The 26,248-nt window shown below is 60.4% G+C and carries 22 protein-coding genes and 1 riboswitch; of the genes, 15 read left to right on the forward strand and 7 right to left on the reverse strand.

Features of this window, described 5'->3' with window-relative positions:
- Positions 1–219 precede the first annotated feature (219 nt).
- The 8 genes from F8N80_RS02405 to F8N80_RS02440 all read left to right on the forward strand — a co-directional run bounded on the left by F8N80_RS02405 (position 220) and on the right by F8N80_RS02440 (position 8,853).
- Complete coding sequence (locus tag F8N80_RS02405) at positions 220–552, forward strand: YceK/YidQ family lipoprotein (RefSeq protein ID WP_150783240.1); 333 nt, start codon at positions 220–222, stop codon at positions 550–552.
- A 176-nt stretch (positions 553–728) separates the two neighbouring features.
- A complete protein-coding gene (locus F8N80_RS02410; RefSeq protein WP_150743870.1) occupies positions 729–2,486 on the forward strand; it encodes a carbamoyltransferase family protein in 1,758 nt (585 codons plus the stop codon).
- Positions 2,470–3,600 (forward strand): glycosyltransferase, encoded by a 1,131-nt coding sequence (locus tag F8N80_RS02415; protein WP_150743871.1) that lies wholly within the window; start codon positions 2,470–2,472, stop codon positions 3,598–3,600. The genes F8N80_RS02410 and F8N80_RS02415 overlap by 17 nt, the downstream gene beginning before the upstream one ends.
- Positions 3,600–4,496 carry an antimicrobial resistance protein Mig-14 gene (locus F8N80_RS02420; RefSeq protein ID WP_150743872.1) on the forward strand — a complete coding sequence of 299 codons (897 nt, stop codon included), beginning with the start codon at positions 3,600–3,602 and terminating at the stop codon, positions 4,494–4,496. The genes F8N80_RS02415 and F8N80_RS02420 overlap by 1 nt, the downstream gene beginning before the upstream one ends.
- A gap of 8 nt (positions 4,497–4,504) precedes the next feature.
- The gene (locus F8N80_RS02425) at positions 4,505–5,935 is read left to right on the forward strand and encodes a PIG-L deacetylase family protein (RefSeq protein ID WP_150743873.1); all 1,431 of its coding nucleotides are present in this window, start codon (positions 4,505–4,507) and stop codon (positions 5,933–5,935) included.
- Complete coding sequence (locus F8N80_RS02430; protein ID WP_150743874.1) at positions 5,932–6,888, forward strand: glycosyltransferase; 957 nt, start codon at positions 5,932–5,934, stop codon at positions 6,886–6,888. The genes F8N80_RS02425 and F8N80_RS02430 overlap by 4 nt, the downstream gene beginning before the upstream one ends.
- Positions 6,889–6,945: 57 nt before the next feature.
- On the forward strand, positions 6,946–7,707 hold the full coding sequence (locus F8N80_RS02435) for a glycosyltransferase family 2 protein (RefSeq protein ID WP_150783153.1): 762 nt from the start codon (positions 6,946–6,948) through the stop codon (positions 7,705–7,707).
- A 48-nt stretch (positions 7,708–7,755) separates the two neighbouring features.
- On the forward strand, positions 7,756–8,853 hold the full coding sequence (locus F8N80_RS02440; RefSeq protein WP_150744066.1) for a glycosyltransferase family 4 protein: 1,098 nt from the start codon (positions 7,756–7,758) through the stop codon (positions 8,851–8,853).
- Here F8N80_RS02440 and F8N80_RS02445 read toward each other — a convergent pair.
- Complete coding sequence (locus F8N80_RS02445; protein WP_224790628.1) at positions 8,848–9,414, reverse strand: toluene tolerance protein; 567 nt, start codon at positions 9,412–9,414, stop codon at positions 8,848–8,850. The genes F8N80_RS02440 and F8N80_RS02445 overlap by 6 nt on opposite strands.
- A gap of 150 nt (positions 9,415–9,564) precedes the next feature.
- Between F8N80_RS02445 and F8N80_RS02450 the strand changes: the two genes are divergently transcribed.
- The 3 genes from F8N80_RS02450 (at position 9,565) to hldE (ending at position 14,170) form a co-directional block, all read left to right on the forward strand.
- On the forward strand, positions 9,565–10,737 hold the full coding sequence (locus F8N80_RS02450; protein WP_150743876.1) for an O-antigen ligase family protein: 1,173 nt from the start codon (positions 9,565–9,567) through the stop codon (positions 10,735–10,737).
- 15 nt (positions 10,738–10,752) lie between these two features.
- Positions 10,753–12,561, forward strand: coding sequence for a lipid A export permease/ATP-binding protein MsbA (msbA, locus tag F8N80_RS02455; protein WP_150783154.1), 1,809 nt, complete (start codon positions 10,753–10,755; stop codon positions 12,559–12,561).
- Positions 12,562–12,745: 184 nt separating this feature from the next.
- Entirely contained in the window at positions 12,746–14,170 is a 1,425-nt protein-coding gene (gene hldE / locus F8N80_RS02460) for a bifunctional D-glycero-beta-D-manno-heptose-7-phosphate kinase/D-glycero-beta-D-manno-heptose 1-phosphate adenylyltransferase HldE (protein WP_150743878.1), read from the forward strand.
- A 37-nt stretch (positions 14,171–14,207) separates the two neighbouring features.
- Here hldE and F8N80_RS02465 read toward each other — a convergent pair whose 3' ends face one another.
- The 4 genes from F8N80_RS02465 to F8N80_RS02480 form a co-directional block, all read right to left on the reverse strand.
- A complete protein-coding gene (locus F8N80_RS02465; RefSeq protein WP_150743879.1) occupies positions 14,208–15,176 on the reverse strand; it encodes a metal ABC transporter ATPase in 969 nt (322 codons plus the stop codon).
- Positions 15,177–15,208: 32 nt separating this feature from the next.
- Positions 15,209–16,021 carry an aldo/keto reductase gene (locus F8N80_RS02470; protein WP_150783155.1) on the reverse strand — a complete coding sequence of 271 codons (813 nt, stop codon included), beginning with the start codon at positions 16,019–16,021 and terminating at the stop codon, positions 15,209–15,211.
- Entirely contained in the window at positions 16,018–17,193 is a 1,176-nt protein-coding gene (locus F8N80_RS02475; RefSeq protein ID WP_150743881.1) for an NAD(P)/FAD-dependent oxidoreductase, read from the reverse strand. Before F8N80_RS02475 ends, F8N80_RS02470 begins: the two co-directional genes overlap by 4 nt.
- Before the next feature lie 197 nt (positions 17,194–17,390).
- On the reverse strand, positions 17,391–17,723 hold the full coding sequence (locus F8N80_RS02480; RefSeq protein ID WP_015093202.1) for a DMT family transporter: 333 nt from the start codon (positions 17,721–17,723) through the stop codon (positions 17,391–17,393).
- A gap of 103 nt (positions 17,724–17,826) precedes the next feature.
- On the opposite strand from F8N80_RS02480, the gene F8N80_RS02485 reads away from it, so the two are divergent.
- Positions 17,827–18,741 carry a LysR family transcriptional regulator gene (locus F8N80_RS02485; protein WP_150743882.1) on the forward strand — a complete coding sequence of 305 codons (915 nt, stop codon included), beginning with the start codon at positions 17,827–17,829 and terminating at the stop codon, positions 18,739–18,741.
- Positions 18,734–20,011, forward strand: a complete 1,278-nt coding sequence (gene waaA / locus F8N80_RS02490; RefSeq protein WP_150743883.1) for a lipid IV(A) 3-deoxy-D-manno-octulosonic acid transferase — start codon at positions 18,734–18,736, stop codon at positions 20,009–20,011. Before F8N80_RS02485 ends, waaA begins: the two co-directional genes overlap by 8 nt.
- Before the next feature lie 115 nt (positions 20,012–20,126).
- On the opposite strand, the gene F8N80_RS02495 is transcribed toward waaA, so the two are convergent.
- Positions 20,127–21,560, reverse strand: coding sequence for a TolC family outer membrane protein (locus F8N80_RS02495; protein ID WP_150783156.1), 1,434 nt, complete (start codon positions 21,558–21,560; stop codon positions 20,127–20,129).
- Between the two features lie 193 nt (positions 21,561–21,753).
- A riboswitch (TPP riboswitch) is annotated at positions 21,754–21,859 on the forward strand.
- A gap of 164 nt (positions 21,860–22,023) precedes the next feature.
- On the opposite strand from F8N80_RS02495, the gene thiC reads away from it, so the two are divergent.
- Complete coding sequence (thiC, locus tag F8N80_RS02500; protein ID WP_150743885.1) at positions 22,024–23,913, forward strand: phosphomethylpyrimidine synthase ThiC; 1,890 nt, start codon at positions 22,024–22,026, stop codon at positions 23,911–23,913.
- 187 nt (positions 23,914–24,100) lie between these two features.
- Positions 24,101–25,393, forward strand: coding sequence for a putative hydroxymethylpyrimidine transporter CytX (gene cytX / locus F8N80_RS02505; RefSeq protein ID WP_150743886.1), 1,293 nt, complete (start codon positions 24,101–24,103; stop codon positions 25,391–25,393).
- On the opposite strand, the gene F8N80_RS02510 is transcribed toward cytX, so the two are convergent.
- Positions 25,362–26,108, reverse strand: coding sequence for an RsiV family protein (locus F8N80_RS02510; protein ID WP_150743887.1), 747 nt, complete (start codon positions 26,106–26,108; stop codon positions 25,362–25,364). The two genes, cytX and F8N80_RS02510, sit on opposite strands and share 32 nt — an antisense overlap.
- Positions 26,109–26,248 lie beyond the last annotated feature (140 nt).

Below are 26,248 nucleotides of genomic sequence, written 5' to 3' on the forward strand. Positions count from 1 at the left end.
CGCTCCCACAGGTATTGTGGGTGACGCAGAATTTGAGCAAGACGCGGACACTGTGGGAGCGGGCTTGCTCGCGAAGAGGCCGGCACATCCAGCGAAAAGGCCGTGAATGTCACGAGGGGACAAGTTCTTATGAAATGTCCTACATGTTCTCCAGACCCCGTGAACTATGCCATGAATAGTCACGATGCTAGCTTGCCTGATGTACTTGGAGGGCAGGTCGTGACGATAAAAAAGGCTGTTGTAATCGCTACTTTCTCACTGGCTTTATCCGGCTGCGGGACCGCCGTTACGGTCCTGCAGGATGACGCCGAAACGGCAAAGGATCTCCGACAAAGGCAGACCTACTGTCAATCCATCCCGCGTGCCTACAGCGGCCTGGCCTACGACTTCTGCATACTCAATTCGCCGCCCAGTCATACGGCAGGTGCAGCACAAGTGGGCTTTATTCCACTGATCTTTTTCGACCTCGTCGCCTCCGCGTTACTGGACACGGTTGTCCTGCCTTACACCCTTTATCGCCAGAGCGAGGACGGGAGCCTCTGGATCAAGTGAAGGCTCCGCAATGCGATGCGTTCTGTCGCGGCAGACCTGTGTAAACAACCGCAGGGTCATTCCCGCCATGTTTACGCTATAATCCCGCCCTTTAGCTGTCTCTCGCCCCTTGCGAGGGGCACATCAATTTTCGAGGCGCCTTGCGCCTGCATGCAGACTAAAGAGGCTAGACCCCTGTGGCATTGACGATTCTTGGCCTGTCCGGCGCCCTTAGCCATGATCCTTCCGCAGCCTTGTACATCGACGGCAAGCTGGTCGCGGCGGCTGAAGAAGAGCGCTTTGTACGCGATAAACATGCAAAGAACCGCATGCCTTACGAATCGGCGAAATTCTGTCTCGAGCAGGCCGGCATCAAGCCGTCCGATGTTGATGTAGTAGCGATTCCGTTCGCGCCGATCAGCCTGTTCGGCAAGGCCCGCTGGCAGTACGCCAAGCGTTACTGGTATGCCCCGGACCGCGCCCTTGACGCGATCCTGATGGGCAACCGTCGCTACAAGCGCTATCGCAACAAGATTGTCTGGTGCCTCGAGCAACTGGGCTTCGACCCGAAGAAGATCAAGATCGAGCCGGTCGAACACCACCTGGCCCACGCCTCCAGCGCTTACCACTGCTCCGGTTTCAAAGAGAAAACCGCGATCCTCGGGATCGACGGCAAGGGCGAGTACGCCACGACTTTCTTCGGTTATGGCGAAAACGGCAAGATCCACAAGATCAAGGAATTCTTCGATCCGGACTCCCTCGGCGGCCTGTATGGCGCGATCACCGAGTTCCTCGGTTTCGAGATGCTCGACGGCGAGTTCAAGGTCATGGGCATGGCACCGTACGGCGATGCCAGCAAATACGATTTCTCGCGCCTTGCGTCGTTCGAGAACGGCGAATTGGTGATCAACACTGAGTACGCCAACGTCATCGGCCTGCGTCGTTATAAAGAGAAGGGCAAGGGCTTCTATTTCTCGCCAAAGCTGATCGAGTGGCTGGGTCCCAAGCGCGAAGGCGACATCGCCGACGAGCCGTACATCCACTACGCGGCGAGCATGCAGGCGCTGTTCGAGAAGCTGGCGTTGCAGATGATCGACCATTACCTGGGCGATGTGCTCAAGGAAACCGGCAAGCTGGCCTACGCCGGCGGCTGTGCGTTGAACGTCAAGCTCAACCAGAAAATCATCGCTCGCGATGACGTCAAGGAACTGTTCGTCCAGCCGGCGTCCGGCGATGCCGGCACCGCGGTGGGGGCGGCAGCTTACGTGTCCCACGCCCGTGGGGTACCGGTCGAGAAGATGGAGCACGTCTACCTCGGTCCGTCCTACAGCAACGAAGACGTGATCGCCGCCTGCGCCCGTCACCCGAGCAAGCCTGAATGGCGCAAGCTCGAGAACATGCCGGAAAACATTGCCAAAATCATGGTCGACGGCAACCCGGTGGCCTGGTTCCAGGGGCGCATGGAGTTCGGTCCGCGTGCCTTGGGCGGTCGTTCGATCATCGGCTGCCCGAGCGCCGTCGGCGTGGCTGACCGGATCAACCACCAGATCAAGTTCCGCGAGCGCTGGAGGCCTTTCTGCCCGTCGATGCTCGACACCGTCGCGCCACAGATGATCAAGATCGACCACCCGGCGCCCTTCATGACCTTCACCTTCGAAGTGGCTGAAGAGTGGAAGACCCGCGTGCCGGAAGTCGTCCACGAAGACGGCACATCCCGGGCCCAGGTGCTCAAGCGCGAATACAACCCGCGCTACTACGACATGATGAAGGCGCTGGAAGTGCTGACCGGTAACGGCGTGTCGCTGAATACCTCGCTCAACCGTCGTGGCGAACCGATGATCTGCTCGCCGACCGATGCCCTGAACATGTTTTTCGGTTCCGATCTACAGTATCTGATCATGGAAGACATCCTGGTGGTCAAAGAGGGCGCGAACGCATATGACACGCTCGGCTGAACGCCATGTGCTGCAGTTCTGTCACGGCTATGACGGGCCGTTTCTGGACTGCGCCCGGCAGTACGCCAGCCTGTTCGCGGGGACCGGCTATCGAGTGACCACGGTGTTTCTGACCGGGGTTGCCGATGCCGAAGTCGCCGCGGGTTGCGCTTCCGACGAAGTGTTGTTCATGGAATACAGCTCCAAGGCCATCCGGGGCCTGAAGCTGGGCGCCATTGGCGATCTGCGCAAGATCGCCGCCTCGCGCAATTTCAGTTTTTGTATTGCTCATCGTTTCAAGCCGATTTATATCGCCTTGCTGGGCACTTCGCTGCCGGTGATTGGCGTGCATCACGCCTTTGACGATTACAAGCGCGGCACCCGTAAACTCTTCGCGAATTTTTTCCGCAAGCGCCTGAGTCTGCTTGGCGTTTCCGATGCGGTGCGTGACGACATGCGCAGTTGCCTGCCGAAATGGCCGGCCGCGCGGATCCAAACGCTCTACAACCGCATCGATGTACCGGCCTTGCAGGAGAGCCAGGTGTCAGTTCGCGAGGCTCGGGAAACACTCGGTCTGTCGATGGATGCCTGGATCGTCGGCAATGTCGGGCGACTGCATCCCGACAAGGACCAGGACACGTTGTTGCAGGGTTTTGCCGAGGCATTGCCGGGCTTGCCGGTAAACAGTCAGTTGGTGATTCTCGGTGCCGGGCGCCTGGAACAGGACCTCAAGGCCCTGGCGCGTGAGCTGGGTATCGGCGACCGCGTGCTGTTCCTCGGTCAGGTGCCCGAGGCCCGGCGTTATTTCCGTGCCTTCGATGTGTTTGCCCTGAGCTCCGATCACGAACCGTTCGGCATGGTGTTGCTGGAGGCCATGGCCGCCGGTGTGCCGTTGCTTGCCACGGCGTGTGGCGGAGCGAAGGAAGTGGTCGAAGGCGTCGGCATTCTGTTCCCGCTGGGCGATGCCCAACGTTTGGCTCAAGGGCTGCAACATCTGGCCGCAATGGACGAGCAGCAACGTCATCAGTGTGCCGAGCTGATGCTCGACCGCTTGCAAGAGCGCTTTTCCGACCGTGCGGTGCGTGATGCCTTCTGGCATTTGCCGCCTGTTACCGAACTGGCACCGAGGGGCTGATGCTCAACCGATTTCAAGGCTGGCGCGAACGTGGCTGGACGGTCGTCGACGCCTCGACCTACGCCGAGGCCTGGCAACGTTATGGCGGCAGCGTCGCCACTCATCCCATGGTGGTCGAGCGGCTGGCGCAGTTGGCTGACATCCCGGTGCGTTACCTGGCCTGGGAGCAGCATGGCGAAGTCAAGGCCGCGATCCCGACCTGGGGGCGCGACCTGGCCTTATCCAAGGATGTGCTCAAGCGCCAAGGTAAAAAGGGCTTGTTCGACCTCGGCAATGCCGAATTCATTCTGCCGGCCGCTGCCGATGCCCAGGCCCCGCTGCGTCATCGCGGGCGCTATCTGTCGGCGCTGAATGAAGGCCGCTTTACCGGCATCAGGCTGCAGGCCGAACAACTGGCCATGGCCCGCACGCCCGAAGAGCTGTCGAAGAAGTTCCGCTACAACCAGCGCCGCGAATTGCGTCTGCTGGAAGAGGCGGGCGGAGTGGTACGGCCGGTTTGCGAGTTTTCCAGCAGCGAGCTGGCGGCAATCTATTGCGACCTGTTCCAGCGCCGTTGGGGTTTCCCGGCGACCGGAGCCGAACGCATGGCCGAGGTCATCGAGTTGCTGCGTGACTTGTTGATCGGCTCGGTGATTTTCCTCAATGAAGCACCGATTGCGATTCAGCTGGTCTACCGGGTGGAGACACCCCAGTGGATCAGCGTCGAGTACATCAACGGCGGCGTCGATCCCGAAACCCGTGAGTTCAGTCCCGGCAGCGTTTTGAGTTTTCTCAACACGCAAAGCGCCTGGGAGCATGCCCGGGCGCTGGAAAAGCCCCTGCGCTTTTCTTTCGGTCGCGCCGACCGTGAATACAAGGACCGCTGGTGCAATCCTGTGCCGGTGTTCACCGTATGAGCCAGCCCATGAATCGCAAACAGCAATTGCTCAAGCGCCATCGGCGCAACAAACGCATCGGCCTGTCGATTGCGCTGGTGCTGTTGATTGCCTGTGGCGTGCTGGTGGTCTGGTGGCTGCCGGTGGTGCTCGCGGTGCTGGGCTGGATTGCCCACGAGGCATGGTTTGCCGACCATCTGTTTTATTCACCCGCAGACGATTATCAGTACAGCTTCCCACCGTACACCCAGCAGCCCAAGGTGTACCTGGACGGGGACCGGTTGCGGCTGGACGAGGGCGTGATGCTGGTTGAAAACGCCACCCTGATCTTGGCGCTGCGGATAAAAAGCACCTGGCTGGGGCGCTTTATCGATCCCGTTGTCGAGGTGTCGGGCGGCGCTGATCCAGATCGCCAGACCTTCGAGCGCGGTGTCGATGGTCTGCGTTATCTCAATCTCACAGGGCAGGCGTCGGTGCTGTCGCAAGGTGAGTTGCGTCTGCGCGGACGTTTCTGCCGATTGCTCGGCGAGCCGGTACTCTCGGTGTTCGAACATCCGGATTACAGCCGTCAGCGGGTGATGGTGATCGCGCCCCACGCCGACGACGCCGAGCTGGCCGCATTCGGCTTGTACAGTGGCGCCGAACAAAGCTGGATCGTGACCATCACCGCCGGTGAAATCGAGGCCGGGCACTACCGGCAGATGGGGCTCGATGACGTCGAAGCGTCTCGGCTGAAGGGCTCGCTGCGCGCCTGGGACAGTGTCAGCGTACCGCTGTGGGGAGGCGTGCCTCAACAACGCTGCATTCAATTGGGCTACTTCTGCCTGCAGTTGCCTGCCATGCAGAGCGCACCGACCGAGGCCTTAGCGTCCCGTGAGGCACAGCTGGGCGATACCCGATATTTCCGCCGATTCAATCCATTTGCCTTGGGCAGTGACGTCGATGGCCTGCCGTCCTGGAATAACCTGCTGGCTGATTTGCGTGAGTTGATCGAACGCATCGAGCCTCAGATCATTGTCTTGCCGCACCCGCGCTTCGATCCCCATCCAGACCACCAGTGTTCGCAACAGGCGGTGATGCAGGCATTGAGCGGCACGACCTGGCAACCCGAGACGTTGTTGCACTACGCCAATCACCTGCACGACAACGATCGCTGGCCAATGGGCGACGCGGGCACGGGTGTGGCACTGCCGCCACAGATCGGAGCGCATGAATCGTTGCGTCCCTGGACGCTTTGTCTGTCGGCCGAAAGTCAGTGGCGCAAGGCTATGTCGCTGGGCATGATGCACGACCTTCAGCCCCGGCCTCCCTTCAAGCGCCTGCTGCGCCGAGCGATACAACGTTGCCTGGCGGCCCGACGCTGGCCGGCGTTCGGCGACAACGATTTCTTGCGTAAAACGGTACGACGCCACGAGTTGTTCTGGGTCCAGGAATTGTCTGGAAAGAGAGAGTCCAATTGAAAGTTCTGTTTCTGGTGCAGAAAGAGCAGCGGGCGATTCTCGATCGACTGTATGACGGCATCGCCGAGCATTGCGAGTGCGACAAGCGCGAATTGACCAGTGAAGAGCAGGACGACTTGCGTGGGTATTTTCGCAAGCATGTCGATGTGACCCGCTATGACCGTATCGTGTTTTTTCTGCGCTTCAAAAAAGAAATCAGGCAGGTGAGGTTCATCCAGACCCTGCCCAACCTGGTGATTCTTGAGCACGATGCCTACCAGAATTACATTCCATGCAAATACACCGGCAAGTTCAGCGCCCATTACCGCAAGCTGCCCTGGGCGCGGGTGATCAGTTCGGGGTTCATGGTCAGCGAGCGCTTGCGCGCCGAGGGCTTCGACGCGGTATTCGTGCCGAAGGGATATGACCAGACGCTGCTGCAGGACCAGGGTCGCGAGCGGGATATCGAGCTGGCGTTTGTCGGCAGTACCAACAGCGTCGCCTACAGTGGCCGCAAGGCGCTGCTCGATGAGTTGGGGCGAGTCGAACCGATGGTCGTGACTCGCACCAAATCCGGTGAAGAGTACTGTGACACCCTCAACCGCATTCGCTTCTTCGTCAGCGCCGATGTCGGTATGGGCGAATTCATGATCAAGAATTTCGAGGCCATGGCGTGCGGCTGTGTGTTGCTGGCCTACGATCAGGGCTCGGCGGAAAGCAACGCGCTGGGTTTGCAGGATATGCATAATGTGGTGCTCTATCAGGATGTCCCGCAACTCCAGCAGAAGCTGGCCAAATTGCGGACCGACCCGGAGCTCGCGCAACGTATCGCTGCCAACGGTCGCGAACTGGCGGTCAGCCAGTTCAGTTTTGCCCGGATCGGCCAGCGTATCGTCGAAGAGCTCAAGCCTGCATTGCGCCCTCGAGCGCCGTTGAGTCTGCTGGAAAAAGTGCGCCTGAAACTGGGCGTTTGACAAGGGTTGGCCCGCCATTCATATGGCTGGCACTTTGACTTTTAAATCGAGAATCAGGTGCAGTTTTCTAAAGAAAGCAACATCACATTAGTGGTCACCAGCTGTGGCCGCCTGGACCTGCTCAAATTAACTCTCGAGAGTTTTGACCGGTTCAATACCGCCGCCATCCGCGAAGTCTTCATCACTGAAGATGCAGGCGATGATCAGGTGCACTCGGTCATTCCCGCCCATTGGAAAGATCACTGCACAGTGTTCGTCAATCGCCCGAAGCTCGGCCAGTTGGCGTCGATCGATCTCGCCTACGAGCACGTCACCACGCCGTACATCTTTCATTGTGAAGACGACTGGGAATTCTATCGCCCGGGGTTTGTGGAAGACTCCGTGAGCATTCTTGAGTTGCGTCCGGAAATTCTCCAGGTGTGGTTGCGCAACTATATTTACGATCTGTGTGTTCACAGTCCCTACATTCAGCTGGGAACACGTGAAATTATCGGAGGGGTGCCGTGTTACCCGCTAATCTCCGATAAGCCCGAGTGGCAAAGTTTTTCGCTGAATCCCGGGCTGCGTCGTATGAAGGAATACCGGCTTTGTGCCCCATTTGCCGAACACGCTGGGGAGAAAGCGTTGTCGCTGCGTTACGCAGAGCTTGATTTGACCGCCGTGACGCTGGAAGGGGATGCCGTTCGGCATACCGGTTTTGGCCTCCACGTACACACGTCGGCAGAACGTCGGCGCAAGACGCGCCGCAGTCGACGTGAACACGTGAAGTCCGGGTTGATATTATTGCTGGGAGTCTGCATTGGCTGGTTCATCAACTAAGTGCGCCACCGCTTGTCATCCGAGACCCTTGCATTGGCTTGTCGCTCTATGACTGTCCTCAACGTCATGTGGTCCGGTGGTGCTGCTTACGCATCGATTCACAAGGTTCATCAGCAAATTCTCGAGCAGGCTGGCCCCACTGCATCAGTGAAGACCTGGCTGCTGCAAGGCAGCGTGTCCGAGTGCGGGCTGAGCGTTGGCGACGTCCGGGAATGGAAACTGTCCTCTGCCCGCTTGAAAGGGCGGCATTTCTGGCGGCTGACGAAGCCCTGGATGCAGGCCGGCTTTCAGAAGGCGCTCATGCAGAGTGAGGCCCACCTTCTACTGCTCGATGGCCTGGGTGTCGCGCGCACGCTTTTGCCTCTACTCAAAACACTGCCACGTACCCGCGCGGTGGTGATTTTTCATGGTTCTACGCGTCTGCGTGCTGCGGATCGAGAGCTCTTTGGGCAGCTCCATGCGTCTTCCCGGCTGACCTTGGTTGCAGTGTCCAATACCTTGGCCACCCAGTTGAGCGGCGACCTCCAATTGCCCGTGATGACCATGCGTAGCGCCTTCGATCCCGCCTCCTTCCGTTCGGCAGTGCTCTCGCGAGAGCAGGCCCGTACCCGGTTGGGATTGCCCCTGGATGATACGCCGGTGCTCGGTGCGGTCGGACGGTTCGAGGACAAGAAGGGTTTTGCGTGTCTGTTGGAGGCCTTTGCTTCAGCCTTGCAGCAACGACCCGAGTTGCGCCTGGTGATCATTGGCGAAGGATCGACCCGAGCAGCGCTGCAAGCTCGCATCGACCACCTGGGATTGGGGACCCGTGTCTCGTTGCCAGGTCATCTCAACGAGGCTGCGCAGCTTTACAGCGCCTTCGACTGGGTCGCTATCCCTTCACTCAGCGAGGGGCTGGGGTTGATCATGCAAGAGGCCGTGATGGCGGGCGTGCCGGTCATGTCCAGCGAATTGGCGGTGTTCCGCGAGCAGTTGGATCATACGGGCTGGTATGTCGCCGTAGATGATGTCAGTGCCTGGAGCGATGCCATCGTGCGCGCGTTCGGCGTCTCTGCGAAAAACGTCGCGGCGAAGCAATATCTGGAACTGGCGCCTGACCGGGCCTGGTCGGACTTCAGTCAAGTCGCCCGCCGATTGCTCTCATGACGGCAGAACGGCTTGCTCCAGCGCTTGCATTGGAAAGCTGCCGTTCAGGTTCTCTCGTGCAATATAGCGGGCGAAGTGTTGCAGGTTGCGCTTGATCAGATGCCTGGGCAGCGGTGCCCGCATAAAACGCATGTCCGCCACATCGATCAGGCCCATTCGATTGTCCGGCGTCACCACGATGTTTCCCAGGTGCAATGAACGAAAGTAGATCCCCGACGAATGCAGATTGCGTATCAGGCCCGCCAGAGCAGGCAGGTTCTGCTGCCAGTTGAAACCTTCCTTGTCGGCAATCTGGCGCAGGGTTTCTCCAGGCAGGGGCCGGTAAAGCACAGCCGTCATGCCCGGGGCTTGCAGTTGGAAGAACTGCAGGACCTCAAAGGTGGGCACACCCAGCTTTTGCAGTTCGATGGCATTGTCGATGAAGCGTTTCGAATACGGACGGAACAGGGCGGAAGAAAAAATACGCTTGCGCCGGAACAGTTTGAGGATATTCCCGTCCTGCAACAGGTAGACTTTCGGGCCGAAGCTATCGGCCTCCAGTATTCTGGCGCCTTCAATCATTCGATTTAAAGCGTCTTGCGCAAGTCGGGAGCATTGCATCGTAGAAAGCCTTGTTGGAATAGCGGGGCACTGTGGCGGGCAATGATGCCGAAAAGTTTCAGTTTTAACCATGCCGGGTTAGGCGGGGTGAACCAATCAAGGAGCACATTGATGCAGGAAACACGCTGGGCGCAAGCATGGATGACGATCGGTCTGCTGTGGTTCCTGTTGGCCATCGCCGTTGCGCCTACCAATAAAGTCTATCAGCAGGGACTGGTCGCAATGCTCTGGCTGCCAGCCATCATGTTCGCCTGGTCAGCACGGGCCAGGCTCGCAGAACTGCTTGATAAGCAGCGCTGGGTCTACCTGCCATTGCTCGGTCTGATGCTCTGGTCATTGATCAGTCTTTCGTGGGGCAGCGTCGAGGACCCGGGTCGCGAAGCCAAGCGATTGTTGTACATCAGTGTGTTTGTGCTGTTCTTCCCGGTCTTTGCCAATGCCCGACCCGAGCGGGTCATACGCGTCATGCAATGGGGCGGCCTGGGGTTGGCGTTGACTGCGTTGGCGGCGATGGTCAGGTTTTACGTGATCAATGGCAACGTCTGGTATGCGCGCGTCGAGGGTTTGGGTGAGTTGGCTCATCCGATTCTGGGGGGGTATGTCATCGGGCTGGCGGCCGTGTGGCTTGTGCATTGGGTCCCGCGGGATCGCTGGCTGCAAGCGGTCTGGGCGCTCGCGCTAGGGTTGCTGGGGGCATTTGTAGTGCTCAGCCAGAGCCGTGGTGCGGCGTTGGCGTTGTTTCTGACGTTGCTTGCCATGCCGATCTGGTGCCGTGATCGTCGCAGCCGCATCATTGCCGTGTCGGCATTGACAGTCGCGATGCTGGCTTTCTGGTTTCTCGAGCCTTTGGTGTTGGCCCGCGGTGTTTCCTATCGTCCGCAAATCCTGATGGCAAGCCTGCAGATGATCGCCGAACATCCTTGGCGGGGGTTGGGGCTGGGTGGCGCCTACAGAGTGTTCGCCGACGGCATCTACTTTGACCATGCCCATAACCTGTTCACCCATGTCGCTATCGAGCTGGGCCTGCCGGGCCTGTTATTGTGGTGCGCGGCATGGATTGCAATCCTGTATCAAGCCTGGAAGGCCCGGGAAACGCTCTATGGCCAAGGTGTCATCGGCATCTGGCTATTTTCATCCCTGGCCATGCAATTCGATGCGGCCAGTCTGACCGGAACGCCAAGGGCGGAGTGGTTCATCAGTTGGTTGCCCGTAGGTCTGGCCGGCGTTTTGGTATGGGCGCGGGCCGATTCCGGCGCTTGTGATAAAATCTCGCGTTCTTCCTAACCAGTGAGCTCTACGATGAGTGACGCACCGCCCGAAGCGGGACAGGATTCCAGCTTGAAAATCTATTTTCGGCTGTTGGGGTATGTAAAACCCTATACCGGCCTTTTCCTGCTGAGTATCGTGGGCTTCGTGATCTTTGCCTCCACTCAGCCCATGCTGGCGGGGATTCTCAAGTATTTCGTCGATGGCCTGAGCAATCCTGAAGCGGTGCTCTTCCCCAACGTCCCCTACCTGAAAGACTTGCAGTTGCTGATGGCCGTACCGTTGCTGATCATCCTGATCGCCGCGTGGCAAGGCCTGGGGTCATTTCTGGGCAACTACTTCCTGGCGAAGGTTTCCCTGGGCCTGGTCCACGACCTGCGTGTCGAGTTGTTCAACAAGCTGCTGGTACTGCCCAACCGTTATTTCGATACCCACAACTCCGGGCATTTGATCTCGCGCATCACTTTCAACGTGACCATGGTGACTGGCGCAGCCACGGACGCCATCAAGGTAGTCATCCGTGAAGGCCTGACCGTGGTGTTCCTGTTTGCCTATCTGGTGTGGATGAACTGGAAACTGACGATCGTGATGCTGGCGATCCTGCCGGTCATCGCGTTCATGGTCGGCAATACCAGCAAGAAATTTCGCAAGCAGAGCAAGAAGATCCAGGTGGCGATGGGCGACGTGACTCACGTGGCCTCCGAGACCATCCAGGGGTATCGCGTGGTGCGCAGCTTCGGTGGCGAGAACTATGAAAAGCGTCGCTTTGCCGAGGCCAGCCAGGGTAACACCGACAAGCAATTGCGCATGACCAAGACCAGTGCGGTGTACACGCCCATGCTGCAGTTGGTGATCTATACCGCCATGGCCGTGCTGATGTTCCTGGTGCTGTTCCTGCGCGGCGACGCCTCCGCCGGTGATCTGGTGGCCTACATCACCGCGGCGGGTCTGTTGCCCAAGCCGATTCGACAGCTGTCGGAAGTCAGTTCGACCATCCAGAAAGGCGTTGCCGGTGCCGAAAGCATCTTCGAGCAGCTGGACGTCGAGCCTGAGGTCGACAACGGCACCGTCGAACGTGATCGCGTCAGCGGCCACCTGGAGGTGCGCAACCTGAGTTTCACTTACCCGGGGACCGAGCGTGAAGTGCTGAAAAACATCAACTTCACCGCGGCACCGGGGCAAATGATCGCCCTGGTCGGGCGGTCGGGGAGCGGCAAGTCGACCCTGGCGAGCCTGATTCCGCGTTTCTATCACCACGACATCGGCGAAATCATGCTCGATGACGTGGAAATCGAAGACTATCGCCTGCGCAACCTGCGTCGGCATGTGGCGCAAGTCACGCAGCATGTGACCCTGTTCAACGACACCATTGCCAACAACATCGCCTACGGTGACCTGGCCGATGCGCCGCGTGCCGATATCGAGAAGGCTGCCACGGATGCCTACGCGATGGACTTCATCTCGCAAATGCCCCAGGGGCTGGACACTCAGGTCGGGGAAAACGGCGTGTTGCTGTCCGGCGGACAGCGTCAGCGCCTGGCGATTGCCCGTGCCCTGTTGAAGAATGCACCGTTGCTGATTCTGGATGAAGCGACGTCGGCGCTGGATACCGAGTCCGAGCGGCATATTCAGGCGGCGCTGGATCATGTGATGAAAGGTCGCACGACGCTGGTGATTGCGCACCGCTTGTCGACCATCGAGAAAGCCGATCTGATCCTGGTCATGGACCATGGGGAAATCGTCGAGCGCGGCACCCACGCCCAGCTGCTGGCGCAAAATGGCTATTATTCGCGCCTGCATGCGATGGGGCTGGACGAGCCGGTAACGGCCGGCATCGCCTGAACCGGCGAGAGGGTGGGCCGGGCTCACCCTCTTGCATGCCCGACGTGCAATGCGTCCGGTGATTTGTATCAAGATCCCATGAACGGAACACCCGAGCGAATCATCCCGTTGCAGCCGTCGCACAAGCCCACGCCAAGCCTGTGTTAATATCGCGCCCCTGTTCATTTTGTATGTGGGTTGCACCATGAAGTTGTCCATGCCGCGATTCGATCAAGCCCCTGTCTTGGTGGTCGGCGATGTCATGCTCGACCGTTACTGGCATGGTGGTACCTCACGGATTTCCCCTGAGGCGCCGGTACCGGTGGTCAAGGTCGAGCAAATCGAGGACCGCCCGGGCGGTGCCGCCAACGTTGCGTTGAACATTGCCGCCCTCGGTGCCCCGGCGTCGCTGGTCGGCGTCACTGGCGACGATGAAGCCGCCGACAGCCTGGTCAATAGCCTCAAGGGCGCGGGCGTGCGGGCGTTGTTCCAGCGCATCGCGCACCAGCCGACCATCGTCAAGCTGCGGGTCATGAGTCGTCACCAGCAACTGCTGCGTATCGACTTCGAAGAACCCTTCGCCACCGACGCCCTGGCGTTGGGCGAGCAGGTCGACGAACTGCTCGAAGGCATCAAGGTGCTGGTGCTGTCGGACTATGGCAAAGGCGCGCTGAAAAACCATCAGGTGCTGATCCAGGCCGCCCGTGCCCGCGGCATTCCGGTGCTGGCCGACCCCAAGGGCAAGGATTTCTCGATCTACCGTGGCGCAAGCCTGATCACGCCGAACCTCAGCGAATTCGAAACCATCGTCGGCGGTTGCGCCGATGAGCACGAGCTAGCGAGCAAAGGCGCGCAGCTGATGCATGACCTCGATCTCGGCGCCTTGCTGGTGACCCGTGGCGAGCACGGCATGACCTTGCTGCGTCCGGATCATCCGGCGTTGCACCTGCCAGCCCGTGCCCGTGAAGTGTTCGACGTGACCGGTGCCGGCGACACGGTGATTTCCACCCTGGCGGCAGCGATTGCCGCTGGCGAAGAACTGCCCCACGCGGTGGCCCTGGCCAATCTGGCGGCAGGCATCGTGGTCGGCAAGCTCGGTACGGCGGCCATCAGCGCACCGGAACTGCGGCGGGCCATCCAGCGTGAAGAAGGTTCCGAGCGCGGTGTGCTGGGTTTCGAACAGCTGTTGCTGGCGGTCGACGATGCGCGTGCGCACAACGAGAAAATCGTCTTCACCAATGGTTGTTTCGACATTCTGCACGCCGGCCATGTGACCTACCTGGAACAGGCGCGGGCCCAGGGCGATCGTCTGATCGTGGCGGTCAACGACGATGCGTCGGTCAGCCGGCTGAAAGGACCGGGTCGCCCGATCAACAGCGTCGACCGTCGCATGGCTGTGCTGGCGGGGCTGGGCGCCGTGGACTGGGTGATCAGCTTCCCTGAAGGCACCCCGGAAAACCTGTTGCGCGAAGTCAAGCCGGACGTGTTGGTCAAGGGTGGTGATTACGGGATCGAACAGGTGGTCGGTGGGGACATCGTGACCGCTTACGGTGGCATCGTGAAAGTGCTGGGGCTGGTTGAAAACAGCTCGACCACGGCGATTGTCGAGAAGATCCGCAAGTCCGAGTGACGCGTTGAGCGTTCCCACTCCGCGTGGGAACGCTCAATCAGGAACTGACTTTTTTACGCGGCACGATCTTCTTCAGCAGTTGCTTGGCCTTCCCGCGCAACCGCGCCAGACCGGAATCCTTCCCCGGGGGGGGCAGCCCCTGCTGCCGCACCCAATCCTTCCAGCGAATCCGCTCATCGCGTACCAACCAGCCTTCCTGTCGGGCAAAGCTTTCCGCCAGGTACAACCCGCGAGTACTCGCCGGGTACAACTGATCCTTTTTCAAGGTATAGAGCTCGGCCACCGGCTGGCCGTCTTGCAATGGCATCAAGTACAGGTCGGGGCGCTTGCGATCGAGCCGGGCCACCAGTTGATCGCCTTCCAGCCGCTCGTCGACATGAAACAGGCTCAGGGATTTGGCTTCCTTGGGTACTTCCAGGCGCAAGTCATAGATCAGTTGCAACGAAGCGGTCGGCAAGTGCACGTAAGCCCGCGGACGTTCGATCAGCTGCAGGTTGGCGCAACGCACCGGTCGCGCCGAGCCGGACAACGGGGTCAGGCGAAATGGCATGGCTTCACGGTAATGCAGGGCTGATGAGTAGGGCGCCGGCAACCAAGTGTCGTTGAAGCGTCCGCCGAGCCAACCTTCCGGCGTTTCCAGCAGGCACTCTTCGGCAATCTCCTGGATCGCGGTGTGAAGCGGCAGGTTCAGCTCGTGGGCCGGCACGTAGCCGGAGATCAGCTTGAGCACCACATCGCCGCGATCCTGCCGCCGTTGACGCACCAACACCCAGTAATCGCGATTCTGCCAATGCAGGGTCAGGCGCACCGAGACCCCGAGATTGGCCAGCTCCAGCGCGAAGCGTTCGGTGTGGGCTACGGTCACCGGGCGGCGACGTTGCAGGGTCTGGGAAAAATTGAGCGGCATCCCGACACTCTGATAACTCAAGCCTTCCGGAGTCGCTTCGACGAATAACGGCAGGGTCTTGAAGTTGCTCGGGTTCTTTCTGATGAGCGTACGCGGCATGTCGGCTCCTGCTTAAGGCCGCATAGGCGGCATCAGTTTCTGCGTAAAACCTGGGCAACGGTCGCGACGTTGTGGGCGAGGTGCAGCGGATTGATGGTCCCGACAATAGCACTGGCAACACCCGGATGTTCAAACAACAATTCGAAGCTGGCGCGCACCGGGTCCACGCCCGGGCTCAGGCAGGCGTGACCGCTGGCGAGGGCTTTTTTGACCAGAATGGCTTTGCCGTGGGCAGCAGCATAGTCGATGACCGGCTTCTCGTTCTGTTCGTTCAGATTGTAGGTGACCATGGCGCAATCACCTTGTTCCAGAGCCTTTAAACCACCTTCGACGGTTTTTCCGGAAAAGCCGAAACCGCGAATCTTGCCTTGGCTCTTGAGCTCGGCCAGGGTCCCATAGACTTCGCTGTCATTGAGGATCGCCAAGTCGTTGCCATCGGAGTGCACCAGCACCAGGTCGATAAAATCCGTTTCCAGACGTTGCAGACTGCGCTCCACCGAGAATCGGGTATGCGCGGCACTGAAATCGTGTCGGGACTGACCGTCGGCAAACTCTTCGCCGACCTTGCTGACGATCACCCAATCCTGACGCTGACCACGCAATAACGGGCCAAGGCGTTCTTCGCTGCGGCCATAGGCCGGGGCCGTGTCTATCAGGTTGATGCCCAGGTCGCGCGAGAGTTTGAGCAGCATGCGCGCTTCGTCATCGCCGGGGATCTGGAAACCGTTGGGGTACTTCACGCCTTGGTCGCGGCCGAGTTTGACGGTGCCAAGTCCCAAAGGAGAAACCATCAGGCCAGTGCTGCCCAATGGGCGATGCAGGTCGTGCAGGGTCGGTTGGCTCATGGCAGCAGTTGCTCCCAGGCTGGAATGCCCATAGGCGGTTTGGGCAGTTCAGGCAGCGGTTGCGGATGGCCTGGCTGGATGCCGTCGCGTTGCAAAGAGGCCATGACCCGATCGGCGAAGTCCGGCGCCAGTGCCAGTTTGGTCGGCCAGCCGACCAGCAATCGGCCTTCTTCGGCAAGAAACGCGTTGTCGGGACGGGTCAGGCCCGATTGCAGCGGCTCGGCGCGGTCCACTCGCAAGGTCGCCCATTGCGCCGTGCTCAGGTCGATCCATGGCAGCAACTGGCCGAGCTCCTTCTGCGCCGTGGCGATTTGCTCGGCGGGCTCTCGGCCAACACCTTCGGCTTCGGCAATATCGCCGCCCAGGTACCAGACCCATTGGCCATCGGCGGCCGGGTGCGTGGTCACGGTAATGCGTGGCTTGGTGCCGCCGCCCAGGCAGTGGGCGTACAGCGGTTTGAGGCCCGGGCCTTTGGCGATGATCATGTGCAACGGCCGGCGTTGCATGGCGGGATGGGTCAGCCCCAGTGTTTCAAGCAAGGTCGCAATGCCGGCGCCGGCACTCAAGACGATGCGCTGGGCACGGATTTCGCGCTCGTCCACCTTCAGGCCGATCAGTTTTCCACCCTCCAGCAACGGTTCGATCTTTTGCCCGGCGAGCAAGCTATCACCCGCCAGATCGGCCAGGCGCCGGATCAGGCTCGGTACGTCGATCACCAGTTCCGCCAGCCGATAGACCTTGCCTTTGAAGCGCTTGTCTTGCAGGGCTGGCGGCAGTTGCTCGCCCTTGACCTGATCGACGCGGCCGCGTACGGCTTTGCTGGCAAAGAAGCTGGTGAGATTGCCGGCGAGGGTGCCGGGAGACCAGAGGTAATGCGCTTCGGACAGCAGACGCACGCCGGACAGGTCCAGCTCACCGTCCCCGGCCAGCGCTTCACGCCAGCGGCGGGGCATGTCGGCGATGGCTTCCGAGGCGCCAGTCAGGGCGCCATGCAGTGCGTACTTGGCGCCGCCGTGGATGATCCCCTGGGATTTCACACTCTGCCCGCCACCGAGGCTGGCGCTTTCCACCAGCACGGTCGAAAAACCCTGGCGGCGCAGACGCGCATTCAGCCAGAGCCCGGCGACACCAGCGCCGACAATCAGAACGTCGGTGGAAATAACGGATGGCATGCAGCGACCTCAGTGTTCAAGACGAGGGCGCAGTATACAGACTCGACGAAGAGGGGATTTGTTGACGATCAATAGGACGGATGCAAAACCTGGGAGCGGGCTTGCTCGCGAAAGCGATGTGTCAGGCAACATTTGTATCGACTGGCACACCGCATTCGCGAGCAAGCCCGCTCCCACAATGGATCGAGTTCCAGGCCTTAGTGTCCGGCGGTTTTGGAGAAGAGCTGGATCACTACGACCCCCAGTACGATAAGCGCCATCCCCAACATCGCCGGCACATCCAGTTTCTGCCCATAGATAAACAACGCCGCGACGCTGACCATCACGATGCCCATGCCGGCCCACACCGCGTAGGCCACGCCCACCGGAACGCTGCGCACCACCAGCGTCAGCATCCAGAACGCAATGCCATAACCGACGATGACCAGAACCAGTGGCAGAGGTGTGCTGAAGCCTTTGACCGCTTTCATCGAAACAGTGGCGATCACTTCGGCGCAGATGGCAATGGCCAGGTAGTAGTAAGCGGTCATGGGTGCATCCTCATGTGAAGTGTTGCTTTCTGAGTTCGGCATTCTAGAGTTTCTTCAGATGCGGTAAAGTCATTACCTATCTGTTCTGAAGATGGGTTTGCCCATGCAATGGAATCTGGACCAGCTGCGATTGTTTGTCAGCGTAGCGGAACGACGGTCTTTCTCCGCCGTGGCGCGGGAGCAGCGCAAGGCGCAATCGGCCGTCAGCAGTTCGATTGCGCTACTGGAAGAGGACCTGGGCGTCAGCCTGTTCGACCGCAGCAGCGGTCGCCAGCCAAAGCTCACCGACGCCGGCAATGCCTTGCTGGAAGAGGCGCGGGAAGTGCTGCGTCAATGTGAGCGCCTCAACGGCCGGGCGCTGGCGATGATGCGCGGCCAGGAGGCTCGTCTGCGTGTGGCTCAGGATGAAGCAATGCCCTACCAACCGATCATCGAAAGCTTCGAAGCCCTGGCGCAAAGATTCCCCAGTCTTGAGGTGCAGTTGACCAGCGCAGCCCAGGGCGATGTGGCGCGCAAACTGGTGGAGCGTCGGGCCGATCTGGGCTTGCTGTTTTATCACGATCAGATCCCCGAAGCTCTTGAGCGGCGGGTGTTGGGCAGTGTTGAAATGGTCACGGTGTGTGGCGTCGGGCACCCACTGGCGGAGCAGGCTCGGGTCGACTGCCAGCAACTGGCACAGCATCGGCAGTTGCTGATGTCCACCGAGTCCAGCGTCTATCCCGGCAGTGAGCCCGCCAGTCCGCAAGTCTGGCGGACCGACAGCTTCTACGTGATGGCCGAATGGCTGGTGCGCGGCCTCGGCTGGGCCTGGCTACCGCGACACGTGGTGCAATATCCGGCTTATCAAGGGCAGATGGTCGAACTGGTCAGCGAATGGACTCCGCCGGCATTGATCGTGGAACTGGTCTGGCGCCGCGACGAGCCCCTCGGTCCGGCCGCCCGTTGGCTCGCGGAACGTTTTGCCGTGCACTTGCAGGCGATTGGCGAAAAAACCGATAAACTCCGCCGCCATGAATAGAACTCTCTACACCGTGCTGTTTTACCTGGGGCTGCCATTGGTAGCGATTCGGCTGTGGCTGCGGGCGCGCAAGGCGCCGGCCTATGCCAAGCGCATTGGCGAGCGTTTCTCCTACGGGTTGCCCGCGATGAAGCCGGGCGGTATCTGGGTGCACGCGGTATCCGTGGGCGAAAGCATTGCCGCCGCGCCGATGATTCGCGCCCTGCTGCAGCGTTATCCGACACTGCCGATTACCGTGACCTGCATGACTCCGACCGGTTCGGAACGCATCCAGGCACTGTTCGCCAACGAGCCGCGTATTCAGCACTGCTATCTTCCATACGACTTGCCCTGCGCCGCGGCGCGATTTCTTGATCGGGTCCGGCCGAAACTGGCAGTGATCATGGAAACCGAGCTTTGGCCGAACCATATTCATCAGTGCGCCAAGCGCGGGATTCCCGTGGCGCTGGCCAATGCGCGCCTGTCCGAACGTTCGGCCAAGGGCTATGGTCGTTTCAGGAAATTGACCCGCCCGATGCTCACCGAGATGAGCCTGTTCGCGGTGCAAACCGAGGCCGAGGCTCAGCGTTTTCGCGATTTAGGCGCCCGGGTGGAAACCGTCGAAGTGACCGGCTCGATCAAGTTCGACCTGACCATCGACCCGGCATTGCGCCAGCGCGCCACCGAGTTGCGTGCGCAATGGCAGGCGCAAGAGCGTCCGGTGTGGATCGCCGCCAGCACTCATGAAGGTGAAGACGAAGTGGTGCTGGCGGCTCATCGTCAGTTGCTCATCCGTCATCCCGATGCGTTGTTGATTCTGGTGCCGCGCCATCCGGAGCGTTTCGGTACGGTGTTCGAGTTGTGTCGGCAGCAGGGTTTCGCGACTGTGCGTCGTTCCACAGGCGAGCCGGTGACCGCGGGTACTTCGGTATTGTTGGGCGACACCATGGGCGAATTGCTGTTTCTTTATGCCCTGGCCGACAGTGCCTTTGTCGGCGGCAGCCTGGTGGCGAACGGCGGGCATAATCTGCTGGAACCGGCAGCGTTGGCCAAACCGGTGCTGAGCGGACCGCACCTGTTCAACTTCCTCGAAATTGCGGCGCAGTTGCGCAGTGCCGGGGCATTGCAGGAAGTGGAGGATGCTGAAGGCCTGGCGGTGGCGGTGCAGCGGCTGTTCGAGTTGCCCAGGGATGCGCAGCGGATGGCGGAGGCGGGGTTGAACGTGATGCGCGCCAATCAGGGGGCGTTGCAGCGGTTGCTGGATGGGTTGGGGCGGTTGATCGAGCGTTAGGCCGCGTTGGCTGAACCAAAAAGATCGCAGCGGCCCCCTGTAGGAGCCAGGCTTGCCGGCGAAGGCGTCTTCGAAACCGCCTTCGCCGGCAAGCCTGGCTCCTACAGGATTTGGGTCAAGGCCTCGCTTTGAGCTGATCCGCCGCCGCCTTCGCCAGATCCGGTGGCAGGAAGTCCTTGTCCGGGTTGTAGTCGGGCTTGAGATAGCGCTTCAGATCCTGCAGATCCCCCGGATTCAACGTGCCGGCCGCTTGCTTGAGGCGCAGGTTGTCGAGGATGTAGTCGTAGCGGGTGTTGTTGTAGTTGCGCACCGAGGTGTACAGCTGGCGTTGGGCATCCAGCACATCGACGATGTTGCGCGTACCCACCTGATAACCGATTTCGGTTGCTTCCACGGCGCTCTGGTTAGAGATGATCGACTGCTTGCGCGCCTGCACCTGCTCCACGTCGGTGTTTACCGCACGGTGCAGGTTGCGGGTGTTTTCCACCACTTGCCGGCGCAGGGATTCGCGCTGTTGTTCGGTCTGATCCAGGCGCGAGTAAGACTCGCGAACCTGTGAGGTGGTCAGGCCGCCGCTATAGATCGGGATACTCAACTGCAGGGCCAGCGTGCGTTGCTCGACGTTACCGCTGTAAGGCTGGCCGAAGGCGCTCGGGTTGCTGAAACCCAGGGCGTCGTTGTCGCCCTTCTCGTATTTAGCCACGGCATCCAGGGTCGGTGCGTGACCGGCCTTGCGCTGCTTGAGGGTTTGTTCGGCGGCGCTGACCGCATAGTTGCTCGCCAACAGATTCAGGTTCTGCCTGGCGGCGGTATCGACCCAGGCCTTGGCGTCATTCGGTGCCGGCGGCAAGATCGGCAAGGTGTGGACGATGCCCTGGATAGAGTTGTACTGGCGGTTGGTCAGGGTGATCAAGGCTTCGAACGCGTCATCCACCTGGCGCTGCGCAACGATCCGGTTGGCCCGTGCCGTGTCGTAGCTGGCCTGGGATTGCAGTACATCGGTCTTGTCCGAGAGGCCGACGTCGAAACGTTCATTGGACTGATCGAGCTGGCGCTTGAAGGCGTCTTCTTCGGCCTTGGTCGAGGCCAGGTTGTCCTGGCTGCGCAACACGTTGAAGTAGCTTTCTGCCGTTTGCAGAATCAGGTTCTGCTCGGTCGCCGAGAGTTGCAGCGCAGCCTGTTCGTTGACGTCCTTGGCGGCCTGGTACTGGAACCAGCGATCGGCGCGGAACAGTGGCTGGGCCAGGGTCGCCTGATAGGAGTTGGCGCTGCGATTGGCGACGGCCGCCGGTTGATCGATATCGGTACGCACGTTGGCGACCTGGGCGCCACCGGAGATGTTCGGCAACAGCCCGGCGCGGGCCTGGGGGACGACTTCTTTCTGGGCGCCGTACTGGGCCCGGGCGGCGGCCAGGTCGGCGTTGTTATTCACCGCTTCCTGGTAGACGCTGACCAGGTCGGTGTGGGTCGATAAGGGCGCTTCTGCTGCCCAGGCCATTCCATTGGACGCACAAGACACGGCGAGAGCCAGTGAGAGTTTGCGCAGCATGAGGCCATCCCTAAAAAATTACGCTGATAATTTGAGCGCCAAGGCTACGGCGCGGCGCCCCGCAGCGTCAAGGCGCGGCATGGCTTGGCGAGTGTAGTTGCGCACACGTTCGGCAACAATCCTGTAATTGCGCCATTCATCATGGTGTTTACCGCGGTGTTGGCGTTCTTTGCCAGTTGTGTCTAGACTGGCCGGGTTCTTGTCGGGGTGCCTTGCTATGAGGCTGAGATCGAATAATTTCGGATCCCGTTGAACCTGATCAGGTTAGCGCCTGCGTAGGGAACAAGATTTCTCGTCACCCGGCGAGTCCTCTTGTGCTTTGTCCGGGATGTTGTTCGACAATCGAACACCCCTCGAGCACCAAGCACAGCACGGCTGGTTTCCCCAGCGCCAGTGCGTCCATTCGTTTACAGGTTCGCTCCGACAAAAAATCCACTGCCTGGATGTGTTCGGAGAGCCCGTGATGACGATAAAACTAAAAGACAATACGAACCTGAGTGACTCGGCCAAGGTCGATCAACAATCGGTTCAGCCGTTTACCCGCTCGCAAAAAATCTACGTTCAAGGCTCGCGCCCGGACATTCTCGTGCCGATGCGCGAAGTCAGCCTCGACGTGACCCCGACCGAATTCGGCGGCGAGATCAACGCGCCGGTGGTGGTGTATGACACCTCGGGCCCGTACACCGACCCCAACGTCATCATCGACGTACGCAAAGGCCTGGCCGATGTGCGCTCGCCGTGGATCGAAGCCCGTGGCGACACTGAGCGCCTGTCCGGCTTGAGCTCGAACTTCGGCCGGGAGCGTCTCGCCGATCCGGAACTGACCAAGCTGCGTTTCGCCCACGTGAACAACCCGCGCCGCGCCAAGGCCGGGGGCAACGTCACCCAGATGCACTACGCCCGCCAAGGCATCATCACGCCCGAGATGGAATACGTCGCCATCCGCGAAAACATGAAGCTCGAAGTGGCCCGCGCCGCCGGGCTGCTGGACCAGCAACACGCTGGTTACAGCTTCGGCGCCAGCGTGCCGAAAATCATCACCCCCGAATTCGTCCGTGACGAGATTGCCCGCGGTCGCGCGATCATTCCCGCCAACATCAACCACACCGAGCTGGAACCGATGATCATCGGCCGTAACTTCCTGGTGAAGATCAACGGCAACATCGGCAACAGTGCCTTGGGTTCGTCCATCGAAGAAGAAGTGGCGAAACTCACCTGGGGCATTCGCTGGGGCGCGGACAACATCATGGACTTGTCCACCGGCAAGCACATTCACGAGACCCGTGAATGGATCATCCGTAACTCGCCGGTGCCGATCGGTACCGTGCCGATCTACCAGGCCCTGGAAAAAGTCGGCGGCGCTGCCGAGGACCTGACCTGGGAGCTGTTCCGCGACACGCTGATCGAACAGGCCGAGCAGGGCGTCGACTACTTCACCATTCACGCCGGCGTGCTGTTGCGTTACGTACCGTTGACCGCCAAGCGCGTGACCGGCATCGTCTCCCGTGGTGGTTCGATCATGGCCAAGTGGTGCCTGGCGCACCACAAAGAGAACTTCGCCTATACGCATTTCGAAGAAATCTGCGAAATCATGAAGGCCTACGACGTCAGCTTCTCGCTGGGCGATGGCCTGCGTCCGGGCTCGATTGCCGATGCCAACGACGCGGCACAATTCGGCGAGCTGGAAACCCTCGGCGAACTGACCAAGATCGCCTGGAAGCACGACGTGCAGACCATGATCGAAGGCCCGGGCCACGTGCCGATGCAGTTGATCAAAGAGAACATGGACAAGCAGCTGGAATGCTGTGACGAAGCGCCGTTCTACACCCTCGGCCCGCTGACTACCGACATCGCGCCAGGCTACGACCACATCACTTCCGGCATCGGTGCGGCAATGATCGGCTGGTTCGGTTGCGCGATGCTGTGCTACGTGACGCCGAAGGAACACTTGGGCCTGCCGAACAAGGATGACGTGAAGACCGGGATCATCACTTACAAGATCGCCGCGCATGCCGCCGATCTGGCGAAGGGACATCCGGGCGCGCAGATCCGCGACAATGCCTTGAGCAAGGCGCGTTTCGAGTTCCGTTGGGAAGACCAGTTCAACCTGGGCCTTGATCCGGACACCGCTCGTTCGTATCACGATGAGACGCTGCCGAAGGATTCGGCCAAGGTCGCGCACTTCTGCTCCATGTGCGGGCCGAAATTCTGCTCGATGAAAATCACCCAGGAAGTCCGTGAATACGCGGCCAACCAGCGGATCGAAACCATCGATGCCGAAGTTGCCAAGGGACTGGCGGAACAGGCCGAGCGGTTCAAGCAGGAAGGCAGCCAGCTGTACAAGAAGGTTTGATCTGACCTGTGATTGACGGCGCCTGTGCTGCCGTCTTCGCGAGCAAGCCCGCTCCCACATTTGATCCCGGTGGTACACAATATTTGTGGTCACAGGAGATCCAGTGTGGGAGCGGGCTTGCTCGCGAAGGCTGCAGGCCAGGCGCTGAAAATCTCAATGACACACTTATTCCTCTGAGATAACACCCTTGAGCATTCAACCCAGCACTTATTCCCCCGACATCGCGGTGCCGATCGACAAGCGCGTCTTCGGCGGTCGCGATCTGTTTTCCCTGTGGTTCTCCCTCGGCATCGGCCTGATGGTGCTGCAGACCGGTGCTCTGCTCGCGCCAGGACTGGGCCTGTCCGGCTCGCTGCTGGCGATCTTCCTTGGCACCCTGGTGGGCGTGCTGTTGCTGGCCGCCGTCGGCGTGATCGGCAGTGACACCGGCCTGTCGTCGATGGCCGCGCTGAAACTCAGCCTCGGCAAACGTGGCGCGAGTCTGCCGGCGGTGCTGAACCTGCTGCAACTGATCGGTTGGGGCTCGTTCGAAATCATCGTGATGCGCGACGCCGCCAGCCTGCTGGGCGCGCGTGCCTTCAGTGAAGGTAGCCTGCTGTCCAGTCCGCTGCTGTGGACCTTGTTCTTCGGTGGACTGGCGACCTTGCTGGCCGTCAGCGGTCCGCTGACATTCGTGCGGCAGATCCTGCGCAAGTGGGGCATCTGGTTGCTGCTGGCCGCGTGCATCTGGCTGACCTGGAACCTGTTCGCCAAGGCCGATCTGGCGGCGCTGTGGGCGCAGGCCGGTGACGGGTCGCTGCCGTTTGCCGTGGGCTTCGACATCGCGATCGCCATGCCGCTGTCCTGGCTGCCGCTGATTGCCGACTATTCGCGTTTCGGCAAGCGAGCGAAAAATGTGTTCGGCGGTACGGCGATAGGCTTCTTCATCGGCAACTTCTGGCTGATGAGCCTGGGTGTGGCCTACACCCTGGCATTCGCGCCGAGCGGTGAAGTCAATGCCTTGCTGTTGGCACTGGCCGGTGCCGGCCTGGGGATTCCGCTGCTGCTGATTCTGCTGGACGAGTCGGAGAACGCCTTTGCCGATATTCACTCGGCGGCCGTTTCCAGCGGGATTCTGTTGCGTTTGAAAGTCGAGCATCTGGCGCTGGCCATCGGCGTGATCTGCACCTTGATCGCCTGCCTGGCGCCATTGGCCCAGTACCAGAATTTCCTGCTGTTGATCGGCTCAGTGTTTGCGCCGCTGTTCGGCGTGGTGCTGGTGGATCACTTCATCTTGCGCAAACGTTCTGCCCAAGTGGTGGCAGCCGCATTGCGCTGGCCGGCGCTGCTCGCCTGGCTGGGCGGGGTGAGCACTTATCACTTGCTGGCCAATCTGTACCCGGATGTCGGCGCAACCCTGCCGGCGTTGGTGCTGGCTGGGCTGCTGCAGCTGGTACTGGGCCGGGCCTTCAGCTACGACCGGGAAACAGCTCGGGCTTGAGAATGCCGTTCAGGCGGGGGTAAGGGATCTTCAATTCGACGTGACCCAGCGCGTAAGGCGCAATGGTGCTCACTTCGTACTTGAGGATCACCCCGCCGTACGTCAGTGCCACGTTCTGGGTTTTGACAAAGGGCCAACTCTTCACGAACTCCGGTTCCTGATCGAGCTTGGTGCTGATCAGCCAGCTGTTGTGCGCGACTTGCGCGGCTTTCCAGAACGCTTCTTCCTGCCCCGGCACCAACATATCCGACAAGGTCAGCACTTTATGTTGCTGGCGCGAATAGTTGATGAAGCTACGGCCTGGCGTGCCATGGGCGCCGCCGGTGTCCAGGTAGCTGGAAAACTCGACGATCACCAAGCCGTCATGCTGCTCACGTACCTTGGCTTGCAGATAGCTGCTGTGACGCGGGCCTGCACTGCTCAAAAATTGCTCGCGATACGCGGCCAGCGTCGGCGCCACCGGGGCGTCGGGCGAGGTGCGGGTCATTTGCAGCAAACGTTTTTCGATGATGCCATCAAGTGCCGGTTCGGCCGGGAAGCGCAGGGTGTCGATGTTCACCAGCGGGCAGTCCTGGCTGGTGCAGCCCGGTTTCAGCTGTTCGGAGGCATCGCGGGTGGTTTCCAGCGGTGCCCGGTAGCTGGGCTGGAACAGACTCTGGCAGGCGCCCAGGGTCAAGGCGATTACAGCCACGGAGGCGATTTTAAAAAGCGTCATGGGCGTCCTTCATGAAACAGGGAAAGGCGAAAAGTTACCCGCTTCGACTCTCGGCGCAGGAATCAGTTCGCCACTAAGCTAATTAGAGTTGGTTTCGTCCTCACCGTCTATCCCGCTAGCTGGAAAGGGGCTGCATCAAA

Origin of the sequence: Pseudomonas fluorescens, assembly GCF_902497995.1 — a bacterium.
Classification (GTDB): domain Bacteria; phylum Pseudomonadota; class Gammaproteobacteria; order Pseudomonadales; family Pseudomonadaceae; genus Aquipseudomonas; species Aquipseudomonas fluorescens_BK.